The organism is Clostridium algidicarnis, from assembly GCF_000703125.1.
Classification (GTDB): Bacteria; Bacillota; Clostridia; order Clostridiales; family Clostridiaceae; genus Clostridium_L; species Clostridium_L algidicarnis.
The window spans coordinates 1998231-2016748 of sequence record NZ_JNLN01000001.1 but is presented as its reverse complement, the minus strand read 5'-3'; the positions used below and the strand labels follow the sequence as shown (position 1 = coordinate 2016748).

At 30.8% G+C, this 18518-nt stretch carries 19 protein-coding genes; all 19 read right to left on the bottom strand.

What is annotated here, in order from left to right:
- Positions 1 to 79: 79 nt before the first annotated feature.
- Positions 80 to 808, bottom strand: a complete 729-nt coding sequence (locus tag BV55_RS0109605) for a BMC domain-containing protein (RefSeq protein WP_029452614.1) — start codon at positions 806 to 808, stop codon at positions 80 to 82.
- Positions 809 to 829: 21 nt separating this feature from the next.
- Positions 830 to 1510, bottom strand: a complete 681-nt coding sequence (locus tag BV55_RS0109600; protein WP_029452613.1) for a cupin domain-containing protein — start codon at positions 1508 to 1510, stop codon at positions 830 to 832.
- Between the two features lie 78 nt (positions 1511 to 1588).
- Positions 1589 to 1852 carry a EutN/CcmL family microcompartment protein gene (locus BV55_RS0109595; protein ID WP_029452612.1) on the bottom strand — a complete coding sequence of 88 codons (264 nt, stop codon included), beginning with the start codon at positions 1850 to 1852 and terminating at the stop codon, positions 1589 to 1591.
- On the bottom strand, positions 1849 to 2151 hold the full coding sequence (locus BV55_RS0109590; RefSeq protein WP_029452611.1) for a BMC domain-containing protein: 303 nt from the start codon (positions 2149 to 2151) through the stop codon (positions 1849 to 1851). The genes BV55_RS0109595 and BV55_RS0109590 overlap by 4 nt, the downstream gene beginning before the upstream one ends.
- 18 nt (positions 2152 to 2169) lie before the next feature.
- Complete coding sequence (eutJ, locus tag BV55_RS0109585) at positions 2170 to 3015, bottom strand: ethanolamine utilization protein EutJ (protein ID WP_029452610.1); 846 nt, start codon at positions 3013 to 3015, stop codon at positions 2170 to 2172.
- Entirely contained in the window at positions 2997 to 3725 is a 729-nt protein-coding gene (locus tag BV55_RS0109580; protein ID WP_029452609.1) for an ATP--cob(I)alamin adenosyltransferase, read from the bottom strand. The genes eutJ and BV55_RS0109580 overlap by 19 nt, the downstream gene beginning before the upstream one ends.
- Before the next feature lie 72 nt (positions 3726 to 3797).
- Positions 3798 to 4751: a choline TMA-lyase-activating enzyme gene (gene cutD, locus BV55_RS0109575; RefSeq protein WP_029452608.1), complete on the bottom strand. Its 954-nt coding sequence runs from the start codon at positions 4749 to 4751 to the stop codon at positions 3798 to 3800.
- A 118-nt stretch (positions 4752 to 4869) separates the two neighbouring features.
- The gene (cutC, locus tag BV55_RS0109570) at positions 4870 to 7413 is read right to left on the bottom strand and encodes a choline trimethylamine-lyase (RefSeq protein WP_029452607.1); all 2544 of its coding nucleotides are present in this window, start codon (positions 7411 to 7413) and stop codon (positions 4870 to 4872) included.
- Positions 7414 to 7456: 43 nt separating this feature from the next.
- Positions 7457 to 8938, bottom strand: coding sequence for an aldehyde dehydrogenase family protein (locus tag BV55_RS0109565; protein WP_051652476.1), 1482 nt, complete (start codon positions 8936 to 8938; stop codon positions 7457 to 7459).
- A 42-nt stretch (positions 8939 to 8980) separates the two neighbouring features.
- Positions 8981 to 9289: a BMC domain-containing protein gene (locus BV55_RS0109560; RefSeq protein ID WP_029452605.1), complete on the bottom strand. Its 309-nt coding sequence runs from the start codon at positions 9287 to 9289 to the stop codon at positions 8981 to 8983.
- 22 nt (positions 9290 to 9311) lie between these two features.
- On the bottom strand, positions 9312 to 9608 hold the full coding sequence (locus tag BV55_RS0109555; RefSeq protein WP_029452604.1) for a BMC domain-containing protein: 297 nt from the start codon (positions 9606 to 9608) through the stop codon (positions 9312 to 9314).
- A gap of 113 nt (positions 9609 to 9721) precedes the next feature.
- Positions 9722 to 9988: a hypothetical protein gene (locus BV55_RS0109550; protein WP_029452603.1), complete on the bottom strand. Its 267-nt coding sequence runs from the start codon at positions 9986 to 9988 to the stop codon at positions 9722 to 9724.
- A gap of 4 nt (positions 9989 to 9992) precedes the next feature.
- Positions 9993 to 11087, bottom strand: a complete 1095-nt coding sequence (locus tag BV55_RS0109545) for a membrane protein (protein WP_029452602.1) — start codon at positions 11085 to 11087, stop codon at positions 9993 to 9995.
- Positions 11088 to 11591: 504 nt separating this feature from the next.
- The gene (locus BV55_RS0109540) at positions 11592 to 12422 is read right to left on the bottom strand and encodes a MerR family transcriptional regulator (protein WP_029452601.1); all 831 of its coding nucleotides are present in this window, start codon (positions 12420 to 12422) and stop codon (positions 11592 to 11594) included.
- Between the two features lie 143 nt (positions 12423 to 12565).
- A complete protein-coding gene (locus BV55_RS0109535; RefSeq protein WP_029452600.1) occupies positions 12566 to 13708 on the bottom strand; it encodes a 1-propanol dehydrogenase PduQ in 1143 nt (380 codons plus the stop codon).
- A 226-nt stretch (positions 13709 to 13934) separates the two neighbouring features.
- Positions 13935 to 15926, bottom strand: coding sequence for an ABC transporter permease (locus BV55_RS0109530; RefSeq protein ID WP_029452599.1), 1992 nt, complete (start codon positions 15924 to 15926; stop codon positions 13935 to 13937).
- Entirely contained in the window at positions 15916 to 16686 is a 771-nt protein-coding gene (locus BV55_RS0109525) for an ABC transporter ATP-binding protein (RefSeq protein WP_029452598.1), read from the bottom strand. The genes BV55_RS0109530 and BV55_RS0109525 overlap by 11 nt, the downstream gene beginning before the upstream one ends.
- A 112-nt stretch (positions 16687 to 16798) precedes the next feature.
- Complete coding sequence (locus BV55_RS0109520) at positions 16799 to 17815, bottom strand: sensor histidine kinase (protein WP_029452597.1); 1017 nt, start codon at positions 17813 to 17815, stop codon at positions 16799 to 16801.
- A complete protein-coding gene (locus BV55_RS0109515; RefSeq protein WP_029452596.1) occupies positions 17806 to 18486 on the bottom strand; it encodes a response regulator transcription factor in 681 nt (226 codons plus the stop codon). The genes BV55_RS0109520 and BV55_RS0109515 overlap by 10 nt, the downstream gene beginning before the upstream one ends.
- Positions 18487 to 18518: the final 32 nt, after the last annotated feature.

The following is an 18518-nucleotide window of genomic DNA, read 5'->3' as shown; positions in this document are numbered from 1 at the left end:
GTTCATTCCTTTCGTAAATTTATAGAATTTCAAACTGAAATCTTAAATTCACATTTATTAATTAAGAAAAATCAAGTAATTAAATCTTACTATTTTTTTCGTAATATGCTTTGAATTTTATAATTAATAGCTTCTTATCAGCTTTTGAAATTGTTCTACCCGTAATTACAAAGTCTTCATACTCACGAGCTAAGTTTCTAAGCTTAACAACTTTTAGCTTATCTAATATTAAAATAACTTTTTCTATACCATCTTCACTTACTAATTTATCTATATCACTTTTATGTAGTTTATCTAAATCCATTTCTTTAACCTGTACTAAACCTTTTACAAATTTTTCTTCTTCTACTACTTTTGAAACTTCTTTTTTAGATTGTACTTCTATATCTTCCACTTGTGATGCTGTAGCTTGTACTCCTACATCTTTATTTTCTAACTTCTCTACCTTAGTATGCTTTATATCTTCTTTTTGTATTTCTTCTATTCCTATAACATCCTCATTAGATGTGATAACTTTCAAAACCTCAACTGTATCTTTAGGTCCAATTATAGTTTTAAGTTCTTCGCTTGGTCTTGGCATTATGTGATCTGAAATTAAATATTCTGGGTTAATCTTTTTTACAGCTGCCGAACCCGCTTCTATAGCTGCCCTAACCGAACCTACATCCCCTGTAACTATAACTGTTACAAGACCACCACCTACATAAGTTTTTTCAACAATACTTACATCTGATGATTTTAGCATTGTATCAGCAGCCTCAATTGCTGTAATTAATCCTTTTGTTTCTATTAAACCAATTGCTTGCATAGGTTTATCCTCCTAGCTTTTTTATGAAAGATCCGCCCAGTTTGCTGGATATGTTACATAAAACATCCTTGCTTTATCTGGTGAACCCCAAACTACTTTAGAACCTGATGGTACAAACAAAACATCTCCTGGATATGCTGTGTATATCTTTTCATTGATTTCAACTGTTAAAGTTCCTTCTATAACATAATCAATTTCTTCATAAGTTAATTCCCAATCAAATTTTGAGTCTTGAATTACCAAAAATCCAGCGCTCATTTTTGATTCCTTTTTACTTATTAATTCTTGAAAATACACTCTTGCATCTTTATTACCAGTATCAAATGTATCCATTTTTACTGTGTTTCCTCTAACGAGTTTAACTCCACTAGAATCACACTCTGCATCAAATAAAAGATTTTTTGGTTTTAAATTTTCCATAAGTTCTTCTAAAAGACCTTTGTCCATCATTGCTCTAAAGACGTTAAGTATCATTTCACTATCAATATCTTCTATACTTGTAGTCTTTTTATCTTCTACGCTTTCTATTTTAGGTTTTGTAGTTTTAAATAAACCTTTATCTTCTGTTGTAAATGTTATTTCATTATTTATTGCAAGTTCTTTAGCTGATGGTGTAATTATTTCAGTTCCATCTATATACAATGTCTTTTCTCCACTTACTATTAATTGTTCAACGCTCTTTGCACTAATTAACTTTTTCATATTTTCACATCCCGTCAGATAATTTTAGTCTTTATATTAATCCTAAAGTCCTATGACTTTTCTAAAAGAAATTGTGTTTTAACTTAAGGTGCAATCATTGTCAATTATCCCAACTACAACTGCATCTACTGGGATATTATCCTTTTCTAGCATCATACGTGCAGATGATCCAGTACTTACAATAACCCTATCTCCAATACCTGCCCCCATAATGTCAGCAACAATAAACCTGTGTCCTTCACCCGTTTCACCGATATCCTCAGCTAGCATAAATCTAAGTCCATTAAGTGATTCTGATTTCCTAGTAGCCCATACTGTATCAATAATTCTTGCTATTATCATTTTAATTTACCTTGTTCCATTTTAAGTTCAATCTCATTTAATGCAGATTCAACTGATGAAGTGTCACCAAAAATAGCAAGCAAAACCATGTGTTGGGGACATGTACCCCTAATATCTTCAACATCAACACCAACAGCTTTTTCAGCAATATCTGCAACATAAATCATATCAATAAGTTTACCTTGAACGAGGCCTATTGTATCAGCATTATCTAAACTTGCTTTGCAATTTCCTCCCATTCGTCTTCTAAGAATCTCTTTAGTGCCATTGGAAGGTGATTTTATAATTCTAAAATCCACTTTTAAACACACTCCTTATTATTCAATAATATCCTGTGTACAACTTAACGCTATTCCAAGTGGTGTAACAAACATAGGGTTTTTAGGTTTATGAGTATATATCCCTGTACTTTTTTCTATAATTCCTTCAATTCCTGTTAAACAGCAAGTACCACCTACTAAAGAAATTTCATCTACACTATAATTCCTAATATTATTAGTAATTATTGATGCTACCTTTTCAACTACTGGTTTTAGTATCGGTAAAATCTCTTTATGATTTTTATTATCTCTTTTGAACTTATCTGCCTTTGAAAAATCAATTTTATATGCACCTGATATAACAAGTGAAAAGTGAGTACCCCCTGTAGCTTCATCAACAACATGAACAACTTTTCCATCTTTTAAAATTGATATCCCAGTTGTTCCACCACCAATGTCTACAACAGCGCCGTTTTCAATCTTAAGTACAGCATTTGCAGCGGTAGGTTCATCTAAAAGACAGGTCAATTCAAATCCAGCTGCTTGAACCACATTTTTAATTGCTCCAGAATCTAAAGTATCTGTTCCAGGTGGAATTGCTGCAGCTGCATAAATAAGCTCAGTATTTAATTTCCCCTCTATTTCCTCTTTAAGTTCTCTAACAAGTCTTACTGCACCAATATAATCAACAACCATACCATCACGAACTACATCATCATATCTGTATGCACCAGCAACAGGTTTATAGTTTTCATCTAAAACTGCTAAAACTACACATGCAGTACCTAAGTCTACACCGGTATAATAGACAGAAGTTTTTTTTGTAATTGGTTTTTTTATAACTTCTTCGAATTTTTTAATTAAATCATCACAATATTCAAAGTTTATTCTTTGATTTGACATTTTCTCCTTTGACATTCTTTTCCTCCTACTGCTGAACAAATCAATTGAGATAATGAATTAATTATTAAATTAATTCTCTCCACAATTTTATTTTTTACATCAGTATTATCATTTTCAAAGCTTTCAAGTATTTCAACTTGTAACTCTTGTAAAATACAACGAAGTATATGCATTTTTAAAATTATCTTGCCATTTTTAAGTTGCATATGAAAATCTGTTATCTCAAAACAGTCATCAAGCTCACTTGAAGAGTTTAATGAATTCATTCCTGTACAATCTTTAAAATATACATCTTCAAAATCTTCTTTTTTTTCTATAGCTTTTCTTATATTTGATAATCTTTTGCTTAAATTCATAATATTTTGTGCTAAAAATACATCTTCTTCTAATATTTCACTAGTAGTAATAAGGATTTTAGCTTCTATAGCTTTTAATCTTAAACAAAATTTCTTTTTAAATTTAAAATCTATATCTACTTCTTCTTTTACTGTCTTATCTTGTTTATTTTCTGTTCCTTTGATTTGAAACTTGTTATTTTTAGAACCATCCATCTTTATATTTGAAGCATTATTATTTATTTTTATTCTCTTGTCAGATAAGTATTGAGCCGCTCCTGGCGTAAGTCGCTTCCCTTGCTCTATTTCGTAGGTCTCAAAATGTTCCTTCTTATATATATCTCTTAAATATTCTTCGGTAATAAATTTTTTCATTGACCTTACTCCTTACCTTTTTTAAATAAATACTTCTTTAAAGCATCAATACTTCCATATTATCTATTAACATTAATGACGAATTACTTCTACTTTTAAATCGTATTTTGAAATCCATCCTTCTATTCTATCTAAATCTTCATCCTTTAAACTAGGATCATCCTTTATAGGATATTCCACATTTAATTGATTGTATTTGTTTACTCCCATCTTATGATACGGAAGTAAATCAACTCCTTTAAAGTTCTTATAATCTTTATATGGTTTTAAAAATTCCATAGCTCTTTCAATATCTTCTTTTGAATCATTAACACCTTTTAGTAAAGGCATACGAATTTTTACATTATATTTTAAACGGAAAAGTTCTTGTAGATTTTCTAAAATCTGTTCATTTCTAACGCCTGTTAATTTAAGGTGTGTATCAGAATCTATATGTTTAATATCGAATAAAAATAAGTCTGTAAACTCTGCAACTTTAAGTACTGATTCTAGTTTTGCATAACCACAAGTTTCAATTGCAGTATTTATACCTTCTTGCTTACATGCCATTAATAAGCTACAAGCTGCCTCAGGTTGCATTAAAACTTCACCGCCACCAAGTGTAACTCCGCCACCAGACATTTCATAAAATGTTCTATCCTCTTCTATAATTTCTAGAAGTTCTGATATAGTTTTTGTTTCTCCTACTATTGTTAAAGCTGATTTAAGACAAGCTTCTTCACACTTTCCACACCCTATGCACTCTATATCACGATTAACTTCATGCTTTAGAGTTTCCTTTGAGATGCTATGTATTCCAACTGGACAAACAGGAACACAGTCACCACAATTAACACATAAATTAGTTTTAAGCATAACTCTATGCTGTTTAATAAGTCCTTCAGGATTTGCACACCATTTACAACGAAGTGGACATCCTTGGAAAAATATTAATGTTCTTATGCCATCTCCATCATACATATTATACTTTTGAATGTTAAAAATTCTTGCTTTTCGTTCCATTACACCTAAATTTACATTACTCATATTCTTCATTCTCCAGTTTCATTTACTTTGATTTTAAATGGAATCTATAATCTACATATAATATGTAGATTATAGATTTTGTAAAATTTAATTACTTTGAAGTTTACACTAACTTTGATTAAAAGTGTGTAATTACAGTTCTACTGATTATTTCATCTTGAACATCTTTACATAACTCAACAAAGAATGCACTGTATCCAGCAACACGAACTATTAGGTCACGATATTGCTCAGGGTGTTTTTGTGCTTCTATTAAAGTTTTGTTATCTAAGTAGTTAAACTGAATTTCTCCAAGTTGAAGAGTACACGCACTACGTAGTAATGTAATGATTCCTTGCTCTCCTTCTTTTGTATCTAAAAGACCAGCTATTAATTTAAAGTTGTGAACCATTCCTATATTCATATCTTCACAAGACATCTTAGAAACAGACTTAATTATAGCAGTAGGTCCTTTAAAGTCAGCTCCTTGTGATGGACTTATCCCATCTGATAGAGGCATCCATGCTCTACGTCCATTTGCTGTAGCTCCAGTTAATTGTCCAAATGGAGTGTTGTTAGAAATTGATAAAGTACCATGACTAAGAACTGAATATAATGTCTTATATTTACGGTGTTCTCTTTCTGTAAAGTCAATTAGATCAGCTGCAATGTAATCTGCATAGTCATCATCGTTACCATACTTAGGTGCTTCTAAACAATCTTTTCTTAATTTATCATATCCAACAAAGTCAGCATTTAAAGCTTCCTTCATTTCTTGCAAACTGTATTTCTTATCATCAAATACTAGTTTCTTTATAGCTGCCATAGAATCTGTGTAAGTAGCTAAACCACTCCATACAACTCCTGGTCCAAAGTTATACATGGCTCCACCAGCTTCTACTCCTTTACCTTGTTCCATACAACCTTCATACATCATAGACATAAGTGGTTTTGCTGCAAGTTCTCTATGAACACGTTGAGAAATTACTGTAGCAACACTTGTCCATTTGGTGATATATTTAACTTGGTCTTTAACAGCTGCTTCAAATTGTTCATAAGTTTTAAGGTTACTTATATCTCCAGCATCTGGACATACAGGCTTACCATACCATTGTGGTACACCATTATTTAAAGCAAGTTCTATACATATTGGCCATTGAGTATATCCTGTAGAAGTCCATTGGTATAACCTTCCTGACTTTTGAGGCTCAACACATCCCATTAAGCAATAATCTCTTGCATCTTCTATAGAAACTCCTTTTGATAACATCATTTTTATGTGAACATCATCAAAGTGACATGCTGGGAATCCCATACCTGCACGAATAACTTCAACTATCTTTTTAAGATACTTTTGTGGTGATGACTTGTGTATACGACAAGCTAAAGATGGTTGATATATCTTAACATGACGAACTGCATCCATTAAAAGATATGTCAAATCATTTGTAGCGTCACGTCCTTCTCTAGTAACACCGCCTACGCACATGTTAACGAATGGTTGATAACCTGCGAAGAATTTAGATCCTCCTTCACTTGTTATCCACATCATTTCAGACATTTTTATAAGCATACAACCTGCCAATTCAAATGCTTCAAAATCATTCATACGTCCTGACTCAATATCATTTTTGTAGAATTCATACATGTATTGGTCAACACGTCCTATAGACATACCTGTTTGGTTTTCTTCAACTACAAGTAATGATTCTATAGTCCAAACTGATTGAATTGCTTCAAAAAAAGTTGATGGCTTATGTGCTGGTACTCTAGCATTTACTTCAGAAATCTTTAGAAGTTCTGCTTTACGAGTAGGATTAGTTTCTTTTACTGCAAGCTCTGCTGCGTAATCTGAAATACGTTTAGCATATATCATAACACCTTCTGCAGTATCAATTAATGATCTGTAAAAGTATATCTTTTCAATATCTTCTGGTCTGTCATAGCTAAGATTTGCTAACTTTTCTTCTGCTTCTTTTACTATGTCAAGCATACCTTTTTTCATTAATATAACGTCATATCCTGGGTTAGAGTCTCCTCCACCATTTACTGCGTGATATGAACAATCTGAAACAAAAGATTCTCCTGAAAGTTCCCATACTCCAGCTTCACGATACTGGCTTTCACAGTACTCATCAACTGATTTACCTTCCCAAAATGGAAATAATTCTTCACGCATAATTTTCTTATCTTCTTTTGAAATATAGAATGGGTCTTGTGGACGAGTTCCTATTGTATCTATTTCGTCTACCATCCATCTCCAAGCTATATCAGGTGAAAATGCTCCTGCACGTGGACTTCCGTTTGGTGCTCCAACTATAAGCTCATTATCTTGAATTAATAAAGGTGCAGTTTCACAACAACGTTTAAAAGATTTACCACGTATAAGTGATTTAGGCATACCTGGGTTTTCCTTAGTTATTTGAGTTATAACTCTTGCACGGTGAGTTGTTATTGATGGAACATGCTTTAAGTAGTTTTCTTTTAACTTAACTAAACGCTCTGTTATTCCATTTGGAATTTCACCATTTCCTACAACTTTAGTAGTTGGCTCTTCGTCTACCATATCTTTTGAAACCTTTTTAAACATTTCTAATATACTAGCACGTTCTATTTCTGACATGTTCTTAGTAGCTTCCATAAACTTACTTGAAAATTCTTTTGAAAATTCGTTAATATCCATTTCAATTACCTCACATTCTTTAATTTGTTCTTAAGACAGATCCCTACTTTAACTCTTTTAAAACTTCTTTTATTATACGTTCTAATATCTTAAAGTCCTCTGTTTTATCTTTGTCTTCATTAGTATCTATAACTCTATTTGTATCATCTACTGATCTTTTAAATTCATCAACTTTACGAACTCCATAACCAATTTTACGTATATATACTAAATTCATAGGTGAAACATTATCCGATGTCATACCCTTGCCTGCAGATCCGCTACCTAAAGTCATTGAAGGGAATAAATTTGTAGTAGCTCCCATACTTCCAAAAGTTCCTGGAGTATTAACAAGTACTCTACCAACCGGCTTCTTCAATGCAAATTGCTGAATAACATCTTCATCTTTTGAATGTATAACTAATGTATGTCCATGTCGCTCACTTAGTAACAATTCTATACATTTTTCACAAGCATGCATCCAATCATTTTCTACGTAAAATGCTAATACAGGACTTAGCTTTTCTCTTGAATAAGGATTTACTTTTGAAACAAACTTTTGCTCTGAAATAAGAATCCTAATATCTTCTGGAACGCTAAATCCAGCTCTTTTAGCTAAAAATTGTGGTGACTTACCAACCATCTCAAAGTCAAGACTTCCATCTCTAAAAAAGAATAATTTCCCTAAGCTTTCAGCTTCCTGTTTAGTCATAAAGTACCCACCATTTTTTTGTAGTTCCTTTTTTACTTCTGTTTCAATGCAGCTATCAACAACAATTGACTGCTCTGCAGCAGAAACAACACCGTAATCAAAGCTCTTACTTTCAATAATATCTTTAGCCGCATTACTTATATCAGCTGTACGCTCTATAAATGCTGGGCCATTTCCATTACCGCCATATATTACTGGCTTGCCAGATTTATAAGCTTCATCAAGCATTTCTGGTACACCGGTATTCATTATAAGTGAAGTGTCTTTATGATTCATAAGTTCTAAGGATCCACTTTTCATAACTGTATGCAAATATGCAAGAGCACCTTCTGGAAGGCCAGCTTCTTTTGCAGCTCTTATTAGAATATCCATTGTTTTAAAAGTGGTATTCTTAGCTCTTGGATGAGGTGAAAATATAATTGCATTTCCTGATTTAATTGCAATTAAAGCTTTATATATTGTTGTAGAAACTGGACTTGTTGCTGGACAAAAGGCTATAATAACACCCATTGGTACTCCAACATCTTTTGTCATGTTTTCTTTATCATCACTTATAATCCCTACACAATTCATACCTTTAAGTCTATTTTTTAGATCCTTACATACAAAATGGTTTTTTATATATTTATCTTCCCATCTTCCATATTCGGTTTCCTCATTAGACATTTTTGCAAGTTCATTTAAATGTTTTTTAATTTCCTCAATCATACATTCAACTATCTCATCAAGTTTTGCTTGTGGGAATGTTGCTAATCTTTTTTGGGCCTCACGAGCATTTTCAACAAGAATCCTCGCTTCTTGCATGGAGAGTAAATCATTATCAATAATATTCATACTGCTCTCTCCCTTTCCTTTTCCTTATAAACACTATATTTTTTATTCTGCTACAAGACTTGAAAGTTCATAACGTTTTATTATCTTATCAATATCTTGATGTGGTCTTGCGATAACAATTGAACTATAAACATTTGCATCTTCCATAGCTTCAACAGCTGCAACGCCGGCATCTACTGCCGCCGTACAGGCACCAACATCTCCACGAACTAATACAGTTATATAACCTGATGCAACGTTTGCATATCCTTCAAGTTCAACATTTGACGCTTTACACATCGCATCTGCTGCCTCTAGAGCAAAAACTAAACCAAAAGTTTCAACTAGTCCTAAAGCTTCATAACTTGCCATCTGTATCCATTCCTCCTATATTCTATAAATCAATATCGTGTACTGAAACAATATCGCCAACTTGTCTTATAGGACGTGGCATAACATTGTGTGCTGTTAATGTTCCAATTGATGCTGCTGCTTTAGCCCCTGCTTCTACTGCAGATTTTACTGCGCCTACATCACCTTTTACCATAATTGTTACAAGAGTTGATCCAATATTTTCATATGAGATTAATTCTACATTAGCTGCTTTAAGCATTTGGTCTGCAGCATGAAGTGCAGGAACTAATCCTATTGTTTCTACAAGACCTAGGGCCTCATTTCCATAATATCTCACTTATAAATCCTCCTTCATGATCTTAGCTCATGTATATTTGTGTTTATATGTATTCTTTTATTTATCAATATCCTAGTAAAGGTCTTAATCTACTAAATGCAAAGGATGTAAAACTAATCTCTAATGTATTTATTGATTGTAGCGGCGCCCTCTTCATGTGCATAATAATAAACTCTTAATTGTCCATTTTTATTTAAATCTATTCTTGTTTCCTCTATAAGTCCATTTGCTTCTGCTGTCATTAGAGCATTAATTACTGAATCTCTTTTTAGTGCTTTAAAATCGCCATAGTCACCTTTTAAAGCTTCTATAACATCATCAGCGCAAGCTTCTTCGACTTTAGTAAAGTGTTTTAAGATTGCATAATTAAGTGGTTTCATCTATTTAAACCTCCTCTTTCTTTTTTCTAAACAAATCAAGCGGATTCATAGATATTGTAACTATACCAAACATCATTACTACAGCTCCCATCCAAGCAACTGGAGGTAATGACCATCCATCCATTCCACCGTATACACCTAATACTAGTAAGCAGAACAATGGTCCAAAGAAAGAATATGTACCGTTACATGCAGTACCAAGACCAGCTCCACACATACTGTTTGCAGCATACCATGTCATAAATGTTAAAAATGTTAAAAGGCCGCTTAAGGCAAACCAAATCATTGCAGGACCGCTTGTAAATGCTTGAATTGCAAGATTTGTAGAAATATTTACTCCGCCAGCCATCATTCCTAAAACAGGAACTAGTATAAATAAATTTGCTATACCTGATGTTACTTGACGAATACAAATACCGATTTCAGGATCAATCATAGCTGTACCATATCCAGCAACACAGCCTTCAAATCCCCATCCTAAAGCTGCAATAACAGCTATTCCTAAACCTAAAAGTAAGCTTGGTGAAGTCTCTCCTGTAAATCCTGTACTACCAATTAAGAAACTTGCGCTTACGCATATAACAATTCCAACTGCCATACGTTTATTTAATTCTTGTTTATATAAAACTTTTCCTAATATAGCAGCTATTGCAGGGCAAAGTGCCGATATTGGAACAACTATTGAACCAGCCATCTGTATAGCTATAACATAAGCTGTACTAGCTATAGGTCCACCAATAAGTGCGGCTAAAATCATAATACGTCCTGGAGGAGTATTGATACATCTTAAAAAGTCTTTAAACTTCCCTTTAAGTCCTGCATACGAAAGAGCCCACACAGCGCTACAGACATCATTAATTGCATTTCCAAGTGCTGCAATTAAATAAACTACAACAAATGCTGACAACCCTTTTGTATTAGCACCATACCAGTCCCCCCAAACTCCTTTAGTCATACCCATTGTTAAAAACGCTGTGTATAATCCATAAGAAACCCCTGAAAACAAAGCTAGAGATATACCCCTTTTAAAGAAACTACTTTGCAAATTTTTTCTTGCAACAACGGCTTTTGCATTTGCCGTTTTTGAAACTTCAGCCATAAAATAAAACTCCCTTCAATAAAATTAATTTATATATTAATTAATAAAATATATACCCTATGCAAACTTACCTTACTAAAAACCTTTTCTTACAGTAATTAATTTTTCTTTGTGATTGTTATAATTTCTTCATTCCATCCATAAACTATGTTAATAACTTTTCAATTCATATCTACAATATAAATTATAATCCCTTCCCTATAGGTCAAAGTCAATGAATATATCTCTAAATATTTAAACAAATCTTTATTTTTAACAATTCAATATATTCCTTTCAAGTTTTCTTAAATATCCTTAATAGGCCTAACCCTGCTTATACCAATACTTGTGTCCTGTGTAAATATAGATTTAATTTTTAGAAAACAAAAAAGAGGATATAATTAAAATTCAATTATATCCTCTTATAAATTCTATATTTTTCTAAAACAATTATGATTTTTGCATAATATTTCTTAAAGTTCTTGCATACTCTACCCTAGGGTCAACGTTTTCACTATTGTAAGTTTAACTTTTTTTCTCAATTTTAATTAAAATCTCTGTTACAAATTTATCTATATTGTTCGTTGTCCAATAATCTGTTACATATCTTTCATAAGCGTCCTTACTGCATATATATCCATGATCTTTTGCCCACTCTTCCATTTTTATATACGTGTCATTAATGTTATGATGTGACCCTATATGATAACAGGTAACTGCCATCCATCCACCAAAGTCTATACTTAATTCTTCCTTACATTTCAAAATGGCTTGTTGCATTATGCAAACTTTATCACACTTTCCCTCAATTTTATCTTTAATGGAGGGGAAATGTATAATTACAGGCCCTGTTATTGCATTTTCTATACTATCTATGTAATTAGTAAATTCTATATTAATTATGGAATCCATATAATCGTATTCAAAATCCTGTTCTAAAAAGGTTAAAGTATTACTATTTATATACTTTACAGCTACATCACAAGCATTATTTTTAATTACCATCTGTGCCTCAACTATTAAATCATGCCAGTCTTTAACAGACCTCTTTTTTAGATTTATTTCCTTTTCAAGTTCATTTAACTCATTAATTTTATTTCCAAAACTTTTATCGAAAAAATCATAAGTGGTACCTTCTAAGAATGCTTTCATTTCTTCAAGTTTAAATCCACTTTGTTTATAATATTTTATAATTGGCACAGATAATAAATTTTTCTTGCTATAATATCTGTAGCCACTTTCATCACATACCTTATCTGGAGACAATATACCCATTTTGTCGTAATACCTTAAAGCTTTTGTTGTAAGTTTGCACATTTCCCCAACTTTTCCTATGGAATAAAACTCTTTACTCATACTAGGCCTCCCTGTTGTGATATTTAAAATCCACATTTAAATATGAACTATATGTTAATCTTTAAATTTCGAAAATAGCTTCAAGATGTACAACTTTACATCTTGAAGCCTATATTTTCATTAAATAATTATATATTTTACCTTTATTCCATAATCTTATCTAAAATCTTTAATAAATCTTCTTTAGTTGTTTCTCTAGGATTTGCAATTGTGCAAATATCATTTATAGCTGCATTAACAATTTCTTCTCTTGCTGCTTTAACTAAATCCATGTCAATTCCTTGTTGCTTAAATGTTTTTGGAATCATTAAAGTGGTTTGAAGCTGTACAATAGCTCTAATTAAATTGTTAACTCCAATATACACGTTAGGTGCACGTAAATTTAATAACTTTGCAAGCCTTTGATATTTTTTAGCTGCTAAATTATATTCAACTTTTAAAGTATCTTTACTTAAATTAGCATTATACTCAATTATATGAGGTAATATCATTGCATTACTTCTTCCGTGAGAAATATGAAGTTTTCCTCCTACAGCATGAGCTAAACTATGAGTGATTCCAAGTCCAGCTGCATTAAATGCCATACCTGCAAGGCATGATGCATTATGAAGTTTCTCTCTTGCTACTATATCATTTCCATCGTTGTAAGCTCTTGGCAAAAATCTAAAAGCTAAAGTTACAGCCTTTTCTGCCAGGGCATCTGAAAAGTCAGTAGCTGTATTTGAAACATAAGCTTCTATAGCATGTGTAATTACATCCATTCCTGTGTCAGCAGTTATGCCTTTTGGAACAGTTTTTACTAACGCTGGATCTAGTATAGCAAAGTCTGGAAGAAGGGATTTATCTGCAAGAGCGCATTTTAATCCTTCTTGTTTATTTGTAATTACCGCATATTCAGTTACCTCAGACCCTGTACCACTTGTAGTGGGTATAGCATAAAATTCTTTTATAGAAGAAACTCCTCCGCTAACCTTTTTAGCATATTCTCTAATAGCTTTAGCTCCATCAATTGCTGAACCTCCACCTAAAGCTATAAGTATTTCTGCATTGCAACTTTGTAACTTTTGGATACCAGCTGCAACAATCTCTAAAGATGGATCAGGCACAATATCGCTATATATATAAGTTTCACAATCAACAAGTTTTCCTTGTATCATAGAGGCAACGCCTGAAGTTTCCATAAATTTATCACATACAATTAGTACCTTCTTATTTTTTACTTCATTCAATCTATCTAAAGAACCCTCTCCAAAATAGACATTAGTGTTAATACTAAATTCTTTCATATCCATATCCTCCTACTTTTAAAGCATTTAAGATATAAATAAACCTAGTTATTCCATAATTTAAAAATAAAATCAATATAAAATTATAACAATCAAATCACGTTTAATATTATATCAATATTATCTTAATAATACAACTATTGACCTAGCTTAAATCAAATTATGCTCACAATTTAGTATAATAAAATGCTTGTACCTGGTAATTTTTTAGACCTCAGAGGCGCTCTTATATTCTTTGGCTTATATTTTTCTTTGCTCCAAAATAAGTTGCTATAAAATATCCACCATATATAAGGATTAATACAAATAGTGAAATTAATACATTACTCATTGCTCCCGTGCCCCCGACTAGGCCTATTATTTTCTGAGAAAATTTTAGTCCCACCATGGAATGTATCAATGCCAAGGATAATGGCATTATAAAGTATATTGCTATTTGACTTAACAAAGATCTATTAATTTCATTTTCATCTACCCCTATTTTTCTTAATAGGTTATATCTTTCTACATTTTCCGTTGATTCAGATAGCTGTTGAAGTGCTAATATAGCTGCTGAAGTTATTAAAAATACTCCTCCAATATAAATACCTAGATAAGATATTATTGCTCCAAAACTTGATGATTGTGCCACTAACTCATCTATTGTAATATAATACAAACTGCCTTTTTCCTTTTCCACTAAAGGGTCCAACTCATCTTTAATTAATTTTTCTATATCCTTTTTATCTTTTTTATAATTTAAGTTTAAGAAAGAACCTACAGGTGTTAGCTCTTCTGTAACAGAATCATTAACTATAATAGTACATAAATTACGTTTCATCATATAATCATAAGCAACAACTTCCATTACATTAACTTCACTTGGTTTTAATTTAAATCCATCTATATTTATTTCCTTATTAGAATCTAAAATCTTATCAAACACCTTTATAGAATCTTTTATATCTGTAAAGATTGCATATTCATCCCTGTCCAATTTAATCGTATCTTTCTTTGCCATCTTCATGATTTCATTAAATTTTGATATTCCTATAACTTGAACTGCTTGATTTGAGCTTACGGGATAATAACTTTTAAGTTTTTCTTTTCCTTCCTCTGATAAAATATCATTATATTTAAAACCACTATTATAATTTGTGTAATTTACATATTCATTAGAATACTTGCTTAAATCTACTCCATTTTCCTCTAATACCTTTTCTATATTAGCTCCATTAAAATTCCAACATGTTAAATCATATTGGGTTAAATCTTTTATATCTGAATTCATAGCGCTATTTATACCAAGGCCTCCTGAAAACATACAAATTCCGAAAAATAACATTAAACATATAAAAGACATAGATATAAATACTGTGTTTATCTTACTATTTATTTGTCTTAATACAAACATATTTAGCCCTTTTAAATAATGTTTTTTATTAGCTTGAACAAGCTTTAATAAAAATCCTGATAAAGAAAAGAAAAATAAAAAGGTCCCAACTGTACCTAATAATATACTTAAGCCACTTACTTTAAACTCCAATTCAGCTACTCCGCTATTTAAAATCATATAGTATGCATATCCAATAATAAAGCAGCTCACAATGAATGTTATTACTGAAATCCAAATGTTTCTTATCTTTATGTTTTCATTTTTGCTTGATGATGTTAACAAATCAATAAGGTTAACTTTTCTTATAGTTATTGAATTAAACAATAGTACAATTAAATATATACCACCAAAACAAAGTAAAGTTTTTATCATTGAACTTGAAGAAAAAACAAATTTAAACTTAGTAAGATTTACTTCAAACATTTTTGCTGTTAGCACTGATAATCCTTGTGATAATAGCACCCCTATACCGAGTCCTATAGCTAAAGATATTATCCCAACTAATAAAGTTTCTATAAAAATTATTTTAGATAAACTTCCTTTTTCCATTCCTAGCGTCATATATATTCCAAATTCTTTTTTTCTTCTTTTTATTAAATAATTATTTGCATATATAATCAAAAATCCTAAAACAAAGGATACAAATATAGATGCATAGCCCATTATAGATTCTACTTGTTCAAAAGCTACTGCTTGAACCTCATTTAATTCCATCATGATACTTTGAGATTGTATTGAATTAAAGGTGTAAAATATACATACTCCAAATACTAATGTTAGAAAATAGATAGTATAATCTTTGAAACTTCTTTTTAAATTCCTAAAAGCTAGCTTAGAATACATTGTTTTGGTCACCTCCAAGAAGGGTTATAACTTCAATTATCTTCTTAAAGAATTCTTTTCTTGAGTCACTTCCACGAACTAATTCATTAAATATCTTTCCATCTTTAATAAATAAAATACGACTGGCATAACTAGCAGAAAAAGCATCATGAGTAACCATCATAATTGTGGCATTTAAACTTTTATTTAAATCTTCTAAGCTTTCTAAAAGCATTTTAGCTGATTTAGAATCTAATGCTCCAGTAGGCTCATCTGCTAATATTAATGAAGGACTTGTTATTATTGCTCTTGCAGATGCAACTCTTTGCTTTTGTCCACCTGACATTTCATATGGATACTTATTTAAAACCTCTTCTATATTTAATTTTTTAGCTATGTCTCTTACTCTTTTATCTATTTCCTTGTGATCAACTTTTAATATAGTTAAAGCTAAAGCTATATTTTCATAAGCTGTTAGAGTATCTAAAAGATTAAAATCCTGAAATATAAATCCTAGTTCTTCTCTTCTAAACCTTGATACCTTTTTTGAATTTAATTTTGTAATATCATTTCCAGATATATGAATATGTCCACTAGTTACCTTATCTATTGTTGATATACAGTTTAAAAGGGTAGTTTTTCCACTACCTGAAGCCCCCATAACACCAACAAATTCTCCTTCTTCAACGGAAAAGCTTATATTATCAATTGCTTTTGTAATATTTCCTTTCCTTCCATAATATTTCTCTATATTACTTACTCTTAAAACTTCTTTTTCCATATTATCCTCCTCCTACTAAGTCTTTAGGATAATTGTAAGCCTTATTAAGCCCTGGAGCCATAGAATGACATAACAGAAAGCTTACACTTTTGTAATATAACTATATTTAAAATTATTTTTCAAAAATCATCATTCTATTTATAGGAAATATTATGGATACTTTAGTTCCAACATTAATTTCTGAAGTTAAACTTATTCCAAGTCCAAGTTTCATGGCTAATTTTTTGCATAGATATAAACCTATGCCTGTGGATTTCCCAAATTGACGTCCCTTTTCTCCAGTATACCCCTTTTCAAAAGCCTTAATTACATCTTTCTCATTCATGCCAGTGGCTGTATCTTCAATGTTCAACATAATATTTTCTCCTATATTATTTGTATAGAACTTGATTGTACCTTCACCCTTCCCCATATATTTAATGGAATTGGATATTATTTGATTTATAATAAATTCAATCCACTTACTATCCGAATAAACAATTGCCTCTAAATCCTTTACTTCAATTTTTATTTTTCTTTCTATTAATGTATTAGCATTTCTTTTTATAACTTTATTAATAGAGCTTTTTAAATTTAATTCTTTTATTATATAGTCCTTTTCTAAAGCATTACTTCTAGTGTAAAAAAGTGCTTGTTCTATATAATTTTCAACTTTATCTATTTCTTCATCTATGCTTTTTGTAATCTCTGATTTATTATTTTCTATAAGTAGCTTACAGCTAGATATCGGAGTCTTTACCTCGTGAACCCATAGTTCTATATATTCTCTATATTCATTATTATTTATTTTTAAAGAAGCAATTTCATCGTTCATAGCTTTAGTAGCTTCTTTAATTACGTAATATAAAATCTTACTATCTAGGAAATTCCCATCATCTATCACCTCTGAAATTAAATATTTTTTATCCAACCTATCTAAATTTGAAATTAACTCATTGTAATATTTTCTTTTATTAAAATAATCATATACATGAAATATGGATACCCCAATAAAATTAAGTATAAAAATAAAAAAAATAGCATAAGAGTCTACCCTTAGAGCAGCCAGTAATATTGAACTAAATATTAGTATAGATAAACTTATAATTATAAATAATATTCTTTCTTTAATGAAATCCATTAATTCCATATTAATATATACCCTTGACCTCTCTTAGTTTTTAAATAGTCTATTACTCCTATTTCTTCTAGCTTTTTTCTTAATCTATTTATATTTACTGTTAATGTATTATCATCAACAAATTCATCTGATTGCCATAAAGCTTCTATTATCTCATTCCTAGATACTATCTTTTCCTTATTTTTTATTAAAACATATAATATTTTGCTTTCATTTTTGCTAAGTTCTATTTTTTTATTATTATATTCCACTTCACTTATGGATAAGTTGTGTAAAAGTCCTTTGTATTCCAATATCTCTGAATCGGAATCACTGTAGGTTCTTCTTATTATAGAAGATATTCTAGCTAAAAGTATTTGAGTATTATAAGGCTTTGTTATAAAATCATCTGCTCCTAAATTCATACTCATAAGTTCATCTAATTCACTATCCCTACTTGTTACCACTATTATTGGCACAGAACTTCTTCTCCTAATTTCCCTACAAATATAATAACCATCATAGTAAGGAAGATTAATATCTAATAAAATTAAATGATATTTTTCTTTCATAACTTCTTCTACTATATTTTCAAAATTTAAAGAATAACTAGTTTCATATCCATATCTATTTAAAAATGTACTTAGTTCCTTCCTAATCTTTTCCTCATCTTCTATAATAAAAATTTTCTTTGTGTCCATATTATCCTCCTAATCAATAAACCTATTATCTT

Coding starts and splice junctions, on each gene's coding strand:
- BV55_RS0109605 (WP_029452614.1), bottom strand. CDS start 808: ATGCAAGCAATTGGTTTAATAGAAACAAAAGGATTAATTACAGCAATT.
- BV55_RS0109600 (WP_029452613.1), bottom strand. CDS start 1,510: ATGAAAAAGTTAATTAGTGCAAAGAGCGTTGAACAATTAATAGTAAGT.
- BV55_RS0109595 (WP_029452612.1), bottom strand. CDS start 1,852: ATGATAATAGCAAGAATTATTGATACAGTATGGGCTACTAGGAAATCA.
- eutJ (WP_029452610.1), bottom strand. CDS start 3,015: ATGTCAAATCAAAGAATAAACTTTGAATATTGTGATGATTTAATTAAA.
- BV55_RS0109580 (WP_029452609.1), bottom strand. CDS start 3,725: ATGAAAAAATTTATTACCGAAGAATATTTAAGAGATATATATAAGAAG.
- cutD (WP_029452608.1), bottom strand. CDS start 4,751: ATGAGTAATGTAAATTTAGGTGTAATGGAACGAAAAGCAAGAATTTTT.
- cutC (WP_029452607.1), bottom strand. CDS start 7,413: ATGGATATTAACGAATTTTCAAAAGAATTTTCAAGTAAGTTTATGGAA.
- BV55_RS0109565 (WP_051652476.1), bottom strand. CDS start 8,938: ATGAATATTATTGATAATGATTTACTCTCCATGCAAGAAGCGAGGATT.
- BV55_RS0109560 (WP_029452605.1), bottom strand. CDS start 9,289: ATGGCAAGTTATGAAGCTTTAGGACTAGTTGAAACTTTTGGTTTAGTT.
- BV55_RS0109550 (WP_029452603.1), bottom strand. CDS start 9,988: ATGAAACCACTTAATTATGCAATCTTAAAACACTTTACTAAAGTCGAA.
- BV55_RS0109545 (WP_029452602.1), bottom strand. CDS start 11,087: ATGGCTGAAGTTTCAAAAACGGCAAATGCAAAAGCCGTTGTTGCAAGA.
- BV55_RS0109540 (WP_029452601.1), bottom strand. CDS start 12,422: ATGAGTAAAGAGTTTTATTCCATAGGAAAAGTTGGGGAAATGTGCAAA.
- BV55_RS0109535 (WP_029452600.1), bottom strand. CDS start 13,708: ATGAAAGAATTTAGTATTAACACTAATGTCTATTTTGGAGAGGGTTCT.
- BV55_RS0109530 (WP_029452599.1), bottom strand. CDS start 15,926: ATGTATTCTAAGCTAGCTTTTAGGAATTTAAAAAGAAGTTTCAAAGAT.
- BV55_RS0109525 (WP_029452598.1), bottom strand. CDS start 16,686: ATGGAAAAAGAAGTTTTAAGAGTAAGTAATATAGAGAAATATTATGGA.
- BV55_RS0109520 (WP_029452597.1), bottom strand. CDS start 17,815: ATGGAATTAATGGATTTCATTAAAGAAAGAATATTATTTATAATTATA.
- BV55_RS0109515 (WP_029452596.1), bottom strand. CDS start 18,486: ATGGACACAAAGAAAATTTTTATTATAGAAGATGAGGAAAAGATTAGG.